The sequence below is a fragment of the Streptomyces malaysiensis subsp. samsunensis genome, assembly GCF_024519315.1.
GTDB classification, from domain to species: domain Bacteria; phylum Actinomycetota; class Actinomycetes; order Streptomycetales; family Streptomycetaceae; genus Streptomyces; species Streptomyces malaysiensis.
Genome location: NZ_JANIIC010000035.1, coordinates 101,314 through 111,194 on the forward strand (window position 1 = coordinate 101,314; position 9,881 = coordinate 111,194).

12 protein-coding genes are annotated in these 9,881 nt (G+C 72.7%); 8 read left to right on the top strand and 4 right to left on the bottom strand.

What is annotated here, in order from left to right; all coding sequences use genetic code 11:
• Positions 1-3 precede the first annotated feature (3 nt).
• Positions 4-168, bottom strand: a complete 165-nt coding sequence (rpmG, locus tag NQU54_RS27595; RefSeq protein WP_069873818.1) for a 50S ribosomal protein L33 — start codon at positions 166-168, stop codon at positions 4-6.
• 87 nt (positions 169-255) lie between these two features.
• Between rpmG and rpmB the strand changes: the two genes are divergently transcribed.
• Positions 256-492: a 50S ribosomal protein L28 gene (gene rpmB, locus NQU54_RS27600; RefSeq protein ID WP_257633445.1), complete on the top strand. Its 237-nt coding sequence runs from the start codon at positions 256-258 to the stop codon at positions 490-492.
• On the top strand, positions 492-797 hold the full coding sequence (gene rpsN, locus NQU54_RS27605) for a 30S ribosomal protein S14 (RefSeq protein ID WP_167500190.1): 306 nt from the start codon (positions 492-494) through the stop codon (positions 795-797). The genes rpmB and rpsN overlap by 1 nt, the downstream gene beginning before the upstream one ends.
• Positions 798-887: 90 nt before the next feature.
• On the opposite strand, the gene NQU54_RS27610 is transcribed toward rpsN, so the two are convergent.
• Positions 888-1,952 carry an enoyl-CoA hydratase/isomerase family protein gene (locus NQU54_RS27610; protein ID WP_257633461.1) on the bottom strand — a complete coding sequence of 355 codons (1,065 nt, stop codon included), beginning with the start codon at positions 1,950-1,952 and terminating at the stop codon, positions 888-890.
• A gap of 200 nt (positions 1,953-2,152) precedes the next feature.
• Here NQU54_RS27610 and NQU54_RS27615 point away from each other — a divergent pair, with 200 nt between their 5' ends.
• The 5 genes from NQU54_RS27615 (at position 2,153) to NQU54_RS27635 (ending at position 5,732) form a co-directional block, all read left to right on the top strand.
• Positions 2,153-2,524 (top strand): VOC family protein, encoded by a 372-nt coding sequence (locus tag NQU54_RS27615; RefSeq protein ID WP_102933700.1) that lies wholly within the window; start codon positions 2,153-2,155, stop codon positions 2,522-2,524.
• A 107-nt stretch (positions 2,525-2,631) separates the two neighbouring features.
• Complete coding sequence (locus NQU54_RS27620) at positions 2,632-4,086, top strand: serine hydrolase domain-containing protein (RefSeq protein WP_257633446.1); 1,455 nt, start codon at positions 2,632-2,634, stop codon at positions 4,084-4,086.
• Between the two features lie 96 nt (positions 4,087-4,182).
• Positions 4,183-4,509 carry a hypothetical protein gene (locus NQU54_RS27625; RefSeq protein ID WP_257633447.1) on the top strand — a complete coding sequence of 109 codons (327 nt, stop codon included), beginning with the start codon at positions 4,183-4,185 and terminating at the stop codon, positions 4,507-4,509.
• 285 nt (positions 4,510-4,794) lie between these two features.
• On the top strand, positions 4,795-5,322 hold the full coding sequence (locus NQU54_RS27630; protein WP_257633448.1) for a hypothetical protein: 528 nt from the start codon (positions 4,795-4,797) through the stop codon (positions 5,320-5,322).
• A gap of 161 nt (positions 5,323-5,483) precedes the next feature.
• A complete protein-coding gene (locus tag NQU54_RS27635) occupies positions 5,484-5,732 on the top strand; it encodes a DUF5133 domain-containing protein (RefSeq protein ID WP_069873801.1) in 249 nt (82 codons plus the stop codon).
• A gap of 38 nt (positions 5,733-5,770) precedes the next feature.
• On the opposite strand, the gene NQU54_RS27640 is transcribed toward NQU54_RS27635, so the two are convergent.
• Positions 5,771-6,673: an SCO4651 family lipoprotein gene (locus NQU54_RS27640; RefSeq protein WP_257633449.1), complete on the bottom strand. Its 903-nt coding sequence runs from the start codon at positions 6,671-6,673 to the stop codon at positions 5,771-5,773.
• A gap of 268 nt (positions 6,674-6,941) precedes the next feature.
• On the opposite strand from NQU54_RS27640, the gene NQU54_RS27645 reads away from it, so the two are divergent.
• Positions 6,942-8,249: a GAF domain-containing protein gene (locus tag NQU54_RS27645; protein WP_257633450.1), complete on the top strand. Its 1,308-nt coding sequence runs from the start codon at positions 6,942-6,944 to the stop codon at positions 8,247-8,249.
• Between the two features lie 136 nt (positions 8,250-8,385).
• On the opposite strand, the gene aspA is transcribed toward NQU54_RS27645, so the two are convergent.
• A complete protein-coding gene (gene aspA, locus NQU54_RS27650; RefSeq protein WP_257633451.1) occupies positions 8,386-9,786 on the bottom strand; it encodes an aspartate ammonia-lyase in 1,401 nt (466 codons plus the stop codon).
• Positions 9,787-9,881: the final 95 nt, after the last annotated feature.

The following is a 9,881-nucleotide window of genomic DNA, read 5'->3' on the forward strand; positions in this document are numbered from 1 at the left end:
CGGTCAGCGCTCCTCACGGAAGTCGACATGGCGGCCGACGACCGGGTCGTACTTGCGCAGGGTCAGCCGGTCGGGGTCGTTCCGCCGGCTCTTGCGGGTCACATAGGTGTAGCCGGTGCCCGCGGTGGACCTCAGTTTGACGATCGGGCGTAGTTCATTGCGTGCCATGAGCCAGAGTATACACGGAAGTGGTTTTCATTTTCATCAAGCTGCTACGCTGCCGCCACATCCACACCACCGCCGAACGGAGGAACCATGTCCGCCCACTGCCAGCTCACCGGCCGGCAGCCCGGCTTCGGGCACCACATCTCCCACTCCCACCGCCGCACCAAGCGCCGGTTCGACCCCAACGTGCAGCGCAAGCGCTACTGGCTGCCGAGCGAGGGCCGCCATATCCGGCTCACCCTCAGCACCAAGGCCATCAAGACCATCGACGCGATCGGCATCGAGGCCGCCGTGGCCCGTATCCGCGCCCGGGGAGGGAAGGTCTGATGGCCAAGAAGAGCAAGATCGTCAAGAACGAGAAGCGACGGGTGATCGTGGCCCGCCACGCCAAGCGCCGCGCCGAGCTGAAGGCGGTCATCGCCGACCCCCGCACCTCGGCGGAGGAACGGCTCGACGCCCAGCGGGAACTGCGCCGCCAGCCCCGCGACGCCAGCGCCACCCGGGTACGCAACCGCGACTCCATCGACGGCCGCCCGCGCGGCCATCTGCGCGCCTTCGGCCTCTCCCGTATCCGGCTGCGCGAGATGGCGCACGCGGGCGAACTCCCCGGGGTGACCAAGAGCAGCTGGTGATCCCCCACCGCTCCGGGCCACTCCGCCGAGGTGCGCCGCTTGGCACACTATTTCAACCGCCGACGCCGACGGATCGACGGGCCGTTCCGGCTACTCGGCCTCGGTGAGGCAGAGGTCCCCGTCGGCAGGCGGTGCGAAGAAGCGGGCCACCTCCGCGTCCGTGACCTCGGCGAGAGTGGCCGGGGCCCAGCGGGGGCGGCGGTCCTTGTCGATCACCTGGGCGCGGATGCCCTCGACGAAGTCCGGGCGGGACAGGGCCGCGCAGGAGACGCGGTACTCCTGCTCCATGACCCGCTCCAGCGAGCCGAGCGCCCGGGCCCGGCGGACAGCGGCCAGTGTGGCCTTCAGCGCCGTGGGGGACTTGGCGAGCAGGGTCTGGGCGGTCTCCTTGGCGGCCGGTTCCCCGACGGCCGTCAGCCGGTCCACGATCTCCTCGACGGTGTCCGCCGCATAGCAGTGGTCGATCCACTCCCGCTGGCCGTCCAGGGTTCCGGCCGGGGCCTCCACGGCGTACCGGGGAAGGACGTCCGCCACCGGCTCCGCGGCCAGGTCCCGGGTCAGCGCGGGCAGCAGCCCGGAGGGGACGACATGGTCGGCCAGGCCGCAGCGCAGCGCGTCGGCGGCGCCCACCGCCGCTCCCGTGAGCGCCAGATGGGTGCCCAGTTCGCCCGGTGCGCGGGACAGCAGATGGGTGCCGCCGACGTCCGGTACGAAGCCGATCGTGGTCTCGGGCATGGCCACCCGGGAGCGCTCGGTGACGATCCGCACCCCGCCGTGGGCCGAGATCCCGACGCCCCCGCCCATGACGATGCCGTCCATCAGGGCCACATACGGCTTGGGGTAGCGGGCGATCCGGGCGTTGAGCGTGTACTCGTCGCGCCAGAACGCCCTCGAGGCCGCGCCGCCGCCCGAGGTCACATCCCGATGGATCATGCGGATGTCGCCGCCCGCGCACAGCCCGCGCTCCCCCGCCCCGTCGATCACCACGGTCCGGACGGCCGGGTCCCGCTCCCAGGCGGTGAGGGCCTCGGCGATCCGGGTCACCATGGGGTGGGTGAGGGCGTTGAGGGCGCGGGGGCGGTTGAGGGTGAGACGCCCGGCGCGGCCCTCGGTGCGCGTCAGCACGGCGTCGCCCTCGGCGGCGGAGTCGGGCACGGACTTGGTCACGGAGTTGGTCACGGAGTTGGTCACGCGGTCGGTCACGGAGTCGGTCACGAGGTGTTCGTTCCTTCCGGCGTCTGATGCGTTCGCGGATCACCACCGATCCGTCGCCGCCGATCCTCTCAACCGGCCATCGGCCCGGTACAACAGGCCATCGGCCCCGGAACGGCCGGGCCCTCTGTTTGACTGGGCACATGCTGACCATCGGTTCCGTGGTGCTGGGCGTCTCGGACGTCCGGCGCGCGGCGGCGTTCTGGACCCGGGCGCTGGGATACGTCCCGCGCGGGGAGATCGAGGACGACTGGGTGGTGCTGGTGCCGGCGGACGGGCGCTCCGGACCCCGGCTGTCGCTCGGCCGCAGCGACACCCCCGTCCAGGGGCGCCCGCGGGTCCATCTGGATCTCTACGCGGGGGACGCGGACGACCAGGCCGCCGAGGTCGAGCGGCTGGTGTCCCTCGGCGCCCGGCGGGTCCGCTGGGAGCTCTATCCGCCGGACGCCGATTTCATCGTCCTCGCCGACCCCGACGGAAACCGCTTCTGCGTCATCGACACCGGACGCGGCTGACGGCGGCTCCCGGCCCGCGACCGCCGCGGCCCGAAACTCTCTGGACACCCGCCGCCCGGCCGGGGAGGGTTGGCGCAGCCCACCTCTGACCTCCAAGGACCCGTCTGATGAGTGCTCATCCGCTGCCCACCAGCACCCCCGCCGCCGAGGGCGTGGACGCGCGGGGCGTCCACGCCTTTCTCGACGCCGTCGAGGGCGCGCCGGACCTCGAGCCGCACAGTCTGATGATCCTGCGCCACGGCCGGCTCATCGCCTCCGGCTGGTGGGCGCCGTACACGGCCGAGCGGCCGCATCTGCTGTACTCCCTCAGCAAGAGCTTCACCTCCACCGCGGCGGGGCTGGCCGCCGCCGAGGGGCTGCTGAACCTCGACGATCCGGTGATCTCGTACTTCCCCGAGTTCGAGGCGGAGATCACCGACCCGGGCAGCCGCGCCATGCTCGTACGCCATGTCGCGTCCATGGCCAGCGGACATATCGAGGAGACCGTGGACCGGGCGTTCGGCCTGGACCCGGCGGAGCCGGTGCGCGGTTTCCTGCTGCTGCCGCCGGATCGCGAGCCCGGCACCGTCTTCGCGTACAACCAGCCCGCCACGTACACGCTCGGCGCGATCGTCCAGCGGGTGACCGGGCAGTCGCTGACGGAGTATCTGCGGCCGCGCGTCTTCGATCCGCTGGGCATCGGCGAGACCGCCTGGCTCCAGGTGCCGGCCGGGCGCGACCTCGGCTTCAGCGGGCTGTTCGCCACCACCGACGCGATCGCCCGGCTGGGGCTGCTGTATCTGCGGGGCGGCGAATGGGAGGGCGAGCGGCTGCTTCCCGCCTCCTGGGTGGACGAGGCGACGCGGCTGCGGATGCCGACCGAGGAGGCCATGGTCAACGGCGCGGGGCCGGACTGGCGGCGGGGGTACGGCTTCCAGTTCTGGATCTCCCGCCACGGCTATCGGGGCGACGGGGCGTACGGCCAGTTCTGCGTGGTGCTGCCCGAACACGATGTGGTGATCGCCACGACGGCGGACACGGAGCGGATGCAGGCGATCCTGGACGCGGTGTGGGAGCATCTGCTGCCCGCGTTCGGCGACGCGCCGCTCACCGGCCGCGAGGACGAGGACGCCGCGCTGGAGCGGCGGCTGTCCCGGCTCGCTCTGCCGCCCCTCGCGGCGAAGGCCGCGCCGCTGTCGGACCCCGGCGCGTGGTCGGGCGCGGAGTTCGCCCCCGAAGGCGGCGCCTGCCCGGATCAGCCGACCCTGACGGGGGTCACCGTGGCCGAGGACGGCTCCGGCGGGTGGAGCGTCTCACTGACCGAGGAGGGGGCCCGGCTGGACCTGGGGTTCGACGCGGCGGGGTGGCGGGTCCACACCGGGCCCGAGGCACCCGTTCCCACGGCGGTGAGCGGGGGCTGGACGGACCCGGACACCCTGACCGTGGACGTGGCGTTCCTGGAGACCCCGCACCATCTGGTGGTCACCTGTTCCCTCGCGGAGCGTGTCTTCACCGCGCGGTGGCGCACGATGCCGCTGCACCGCGCACCGCTGCACGTCATGCGCGCGCCACGGCCGCGTTGACCCGTTCCGTCCGTCTGACAAGGTGGGGCCCTGGTCCGGGCCGGGGCGCTCCCCGGCCCGGACCCTCTTGCCGACGGACCGCGGAACGAGGCTGAGATGCGCGAGAGCGACGCGCCGGGCATGGACGAGGGCCTGGGCATACGGAGGGATGGGCCGGGCGAGCGGCGGCATCCGGCGGCGGGCGGGACGTCCGGGGGCACGATGTGGCTGCTGCGGACCGACGGCGGCCTCGACCGGCCGGACCATCCCCTGTTCATGGGCGCGCGGCGGGTGGGCCGGGAGAGACCCGGCGCCGCCGTGATCGTGGACCTCTCACAGGTCCGGGAGATCACGGCGGACGGGAGCGCGCCCCCGAGGCGGCCCCCGCGCTGCCGTTCCTGCCGGATGTGCGGCCCGGTGAGGTCAACCGCGGCACGGTGGTGAGGAGCGTCCTGGGCCGGGCCATGGAGGCCCGAGGTCAGGCACGGCCTGACCGAAGCGGAGACCGCGGCCCTGCTCGACCTGGCCACCCGGGCGGGGCTGTGGCTGGAGTGGCATGAGCGCACGGTCGTGCTGGACGCCCTCGAAGACCTGCACCAACGCGCCCTGGGCGCGGCTCCCCGGCCGTCGTCCCCTGAGATTCCTCACCAGTCTCTTGAGAGTCCTCCCGAGGGGTACTCGCCGGGGTCGTGACAGCGCTGCTCGGGGCCCGGCGTCGGGAGGACGACTATGGCTGCACCGGCCGCGACCCGCTCCGGCGGCATCCACGCACAGCCGTGGCTCGGCATCTACCTCAACGACCACCTGGCCGCCGCCGCGGCAGGGGTCGGGGTGGCCCGCCGGATGGCCCGGAAGCACCGGCACTCGGTCTACGGCGGCGAGCTGGCGAGGCTCACCACGGAGTTCGTCCAGGACCGCAGGTCACTGCTGTGGTGCATGGTCTCGCTCGGCATCCCCGTCCGCCACACCAAGCTCCGTGCGGCGCTGACGGCCGAGCGCGCCGTACGGCTGCCATCGCGCGGCCGGCGGCAGCGCACCGGGGTGAACACACTGGTGGGGCTGGAGGCGCTCCGGATGGGTGTGGAGGGCAAGGCGCTGCTGTGGCGCTCACTGCTCGCCGTGGCCGTCCATGACACCCGGCTCCAGACGGGCCGCCTCTCCGAGCTGCTGGAGCGGGCCGGGAACCAGCTCACCGCCTTGGACTCGCTGCACTCCCGGACCACCTCGGCACTGATCTCGCCCGAGGACCCGGCGTAGACGGACGTGGCCGGCGTTTCCTCGGCGCCCGGCCGAGCGCCCCGCCGCACCGCCGCACCTGATCCCCATGTGACGTACGACCAACGGAAGGACGTACATGGCCCCGGGCCATTCGGGTACACGGCTGGCGTCACCCCGTCGGCTGAGAAAGGACCACTGCCGTGCTGATGGCCCACCCGGTCGTACTTCAGAACCTCATCGAGCAGTACGAGACGCTGCGGATGCTGCACGCCGAATCGGGCGGCACCGAGGTACGACAGCGGATGGACGACCTCGCCTACACCCTGTGCGTCTCCACCGGTACCAGGGATGTGGACGCCGCCCTCATCGCCGCCCGGCACCAGCTGCCGGGCGCACGCGTCGAGGACGACTCGGCGCTCGCCGCCGGGGCGGGCACACCGGGCGGCTGAGCCCGCCGCGCCACCCGCGGTGAAGGCGCCGCGCCGGATCAGCCCTCGACCCCCCGTGCCATCTCGGAGAGGTCCATGGTCTGGTTCGCCGGCGGCGCCTTCACCGTGACCGGCTCATTGAGTCCGGAGAAGGTGATGGTCATGTCGAGCGGGCCCTTGTCCCCGTCGCCGCGCATGCGGAACCGCTTGGTGTGGCCGTCCCCGTCGATCCACATGTCCATGGACAGCCGGTCGACCCCCATCTCCTCGTACGCCTTGAGGCTCTTCTCGCGGCGCTCGCGGCTCGCCGCGTCCTCGTCCTTCAAGCTCGCACGCATCTGGTCGAGGGTGATGGTGCCCCGGTAGTGCGTGGTCCGCACCCCGTCGATGGTCTCCTCGCCGACCCGCTTCACATCGTGGGCGCCGGAGAGGAAGGCCGAGTCGTCGGCCGGGTTCTTCTCGGCCTGGCGGGAGAGCGAACCGCCGCCCAGCGCACCGGTCACCTTCTCGCCCAGCGCCGAGAGGTCCAGCTTCAGCCAGCTCTTTCCCTTCAGCTCGGCGGCGGCCTCCTTGCCCCCGTCGAGGTACATCACCCCGTCGAGCAGCCGGATCTCCACCGCCGCGTCGGTGCCCTGGCCGACCGCGCGCATCGTCATCCGGACCGCGACCGGCTTGGTGCTCATCGCGGCCTCGCCCTCGATCCGCCCGTCCTCGGGGGTGCGTCCGCTCATCCGGTAGCGGAACGAGGTGAGCTTCTCGCCCTTCCTGGCGGCCGCGCGCACGGCCGCCGCCGGGGCCATCCGCACCTGCTCCGAGGACTTCTCCCCCGCCTTGCCCGTCGGCTTCCCGTCCGCCCCGGACGACCCGCAGCCGACCGCACCACCGCAGAGCAGCACGGCGGCGAGAACAGCACCCGCCGCACGGGCACCCTTGCCATGTCCCCCATATACGACCATGGCCATATACCCCACCCCTTGCAGAACTTCTGTTCGTTTCGCTGTGATCCGGGACAGTACCAGCAGCGAACGACAACCGGCTCCCGACGGCCGTGCGCAGGCCCTGCGCCGTACCCGGGGCGAGGGAATGACGGCTGAGGCCGCCCGCCGTCGGACGGCTTCGCGACAGCAACCGCCGCCGCCCAACTCCAAGGTGGCAGCTGCCGCCAGACGCCTTCACTACAATTGCGGAGCAACGAAGCCGTGCTCCCGCAAAGGCTGAAGGCTGCCCTCCATGCATACCCAGCACCCACGTGACGCCGGTCCCCTGGCCGCGCTGAGTCCCGCGGAATCGGCCCGTCTCATGGCGGTGATCCGCGAGGCGACGCTGAGCCGGGGACGGCTTCCGCTGCCCACCCGCCCGGTGATCGGCGCGTCCTGGGACCGGATGCTGCGCCTGGGCCTCGACCCGGATCACGGCCGCGCCCCGCGCCCGTTGGGCCTGGACGAACTGGAGCTGCGGCGGCGGCAGACCCGGCTGGCCGAGGTGCTGCCCACGCTGCGCAACGGACTGCTGGAGACGGCCGAGGCGGCCGGCCACATCATGATCATCGCCGATGCCGAGGGCCGGATCCTGTGGATCGACGGCCATCGGGGCGTGCGCCGGCAGGCCGATGGCATCGCGTTGGTGGAGGGTTCGCACTGGGCCGAGGACATCGCCGGGACCAGCGGAATCGGCACCGCGCTCGCGGTGAAGTCGCCCGTGCGGGTGCACTCGGCGGAGCACTTCGTGAGCGCCTTCCACACCTGGAGCTGTGCCGCCGCCCCCGTCCATGACGGACGGGACGGACGGCTGCTGGGCGTCGTCGACGTCAGCGGCCCCGCCGGGACCGCCCATCCGACGGTGCTCTCCCTGGTCACCGCGACCGCCCGGTGGGCCGAGGGCGAACTGCGCCTCGCCCACAGCCGGGAGCTGGAGGGCCTGCGCGCGATCGCCGCCCCGCTCCTGGCGCGGATCCACGGCAAGGCCGTCGTGGTCGATCAGCACGGCTGGATCGCCGGGGTCACCGGGGTGACCCCGCGTGAGCGGCGGCTGTTGCTGCCGAAGGCGCCGTACGACGGGCCGGTCTGGCTGCCGGCGCTCGGCGCGTGCGCGGTGGAGCCGCTGCCCGGCGGCCATCTGCTGCGGGTGCTGGACGGCGAGACCGCCGAGGGGGGCGGTCCGGCCGGCTGGGGCGATCTGCTGCTGGACGTACGCCATCCGCACCGCTGGGCCCTGACCTTCTCGGGCCCCTCGGGCACCTGGACGCATCAACTCAGCGCCCGCCAGGCCGAGGTGCTGCTGGTGCTCGCCGCGCACCCCGAGGGGCGCACGGCGGCGCAGCTGGCCCAGGACCTGTTCGGGGACCCGACGCGGACGGTGACCGTGCGGGCCGCGATGTCCCGGCTGCGCGGACGCGTAGGGGCGGTGCTGGCGCACCGCCCCTATCGGATAGCCGACAGCGTCCGCATCGACGTGGCCGCCCCGGACCGCCCCGCCGACCTGCTCCCCTTCAGCTCGGCCCCGGCCGTCTCCCACCTGCGCGGGCGGCATACGTTCTGAGGCTCGGTTCTCCCCCGGCCACCGCCGGGAGGCACCCCCGCCGGGGCGCTCCAGTCTCCCCCGGCCACCGCCGGGAGGCACCCCGGCCGGAAGACCCAAGCCTCCGGAAGCGCATCGGGTCCCGAAAAGGTGCGCGTCAGCTGCGGCCCGCGACTTCCTCCGGGCGCAGCACCCGGGCCAGGCGGTCGGCGGGCAGCAGGCCCTTTTCCAGGACGAGTTCGGCCACGCCGCGGCCGGTGGCGAGCGCCTCCTTGGCGATGCTGGTGGCCGCGCTGTAGCCGATGTGCGGGTTGAGCGCGGTGACCAGGCCGATGGAGTTCTCCACGGAGGTGCGCAGCCGCTCGGTGTTGGCGGTGATACCCGCGACGCACCGCTCGGCCAGCACCAGGCAGGCGGCGCGCAGATGGGTGACGCTCTCCGAGAGGGAGTGCAGGATGATCGGCTCGAAGGCGTTGAGCTGGAGCTGTCCGGCCTCGGCGGCCATCGTGATGGCGACGTCGTTGCCGATCACCTCGAAGGCGACCTGGTTGACCACCTCGGGGATCACCGGGTTGACCTTGCCGGGCATGATGCTCGAACCGGCCTGCACCGGGGGCAGGTTGATCTCGTTGAGCCCGGCCCGCGGGCCGGAGGAGAGCAGCCGCAGGTCGTTGCAGCTCTTGGAGAGCTTGACGGCGATGCGCTTGAGGACGCCGGAGAGATGGACGAAGGCGCCGCAGTCCTGCGTGGCCTCGACCAGGTTGGCGGCGGTGACCAGCGGCAGGCCGGTGATGGCCGCGAGGTGGCGGCGGGCGGCCTCGGCATAGCCCTGGGGGGCGTTGAGGCCGGTGCCGATGGCGGTCGCGCCGAGGTTGATCTCATGCACCAGCTCGGCCGCCTCCAGCAGCCGGCTCTGGTCCTCCTCCAGCATCACGGCGTACGCCGAGAACTCCTGGCCCAGCGTCATGGGCACCGCGTCCTGGAGCTGGGTGCGCCCCATCTTGAGGACGTCGCGGAACTCCTCGGCCTTGGCGGCGAACGCCTGGCGCAGCGTCTCCATGGCCGCGTGGAGCCCGCGGACGGCGATGATCGTGGAGACCTTGACGGCGGTCGGGTAGGCGTCGTTGGTGGACTGGCTGAGGTTGACGTCCTCGTTGGGGTGGAGGTGGGCGTAGTCGCCCTTCTCATGGCCGAGGAGTTCCAGCGCCCGGTTGGCGATCACCTCGTTGGCGTTCATATTGGTCGAGGTCCCGGCGCCGCCCTGGATCACATCGACGATGAACTGGTCGTGCAGGGCGCCCCGGCGTATCTCCTGGCAGGCGGCGGCGATGGCGTCGGCCTTCGGCGAGCCGAGCAGCCCGAGGTCCTCGTTGGCGCGGGCGGCGGCCTCCTTGACCGCGGCCAGGCCGCCGATCAGGTGCGGATAGGCGGAGATGGAGGTGCCGGTGATGGGGAAGTTCTCGCCGGCGCGCAGGGTGTGGATGCCCCAGTAGGCGTCGGCGGGGACGTCGCGGTCGCCGAGCAGATCGTGTTCGCGGCGATGAGCGGTGGCAGTCATGGCGTGGGGTCTTCCTCGGTTCTTCGGTGCGGGGGGGAGGGGCGGGGGGGGGGGGGGGGCCGGGGGGGGGGGGGGGGCGGCCCCCCCGGGGGGGC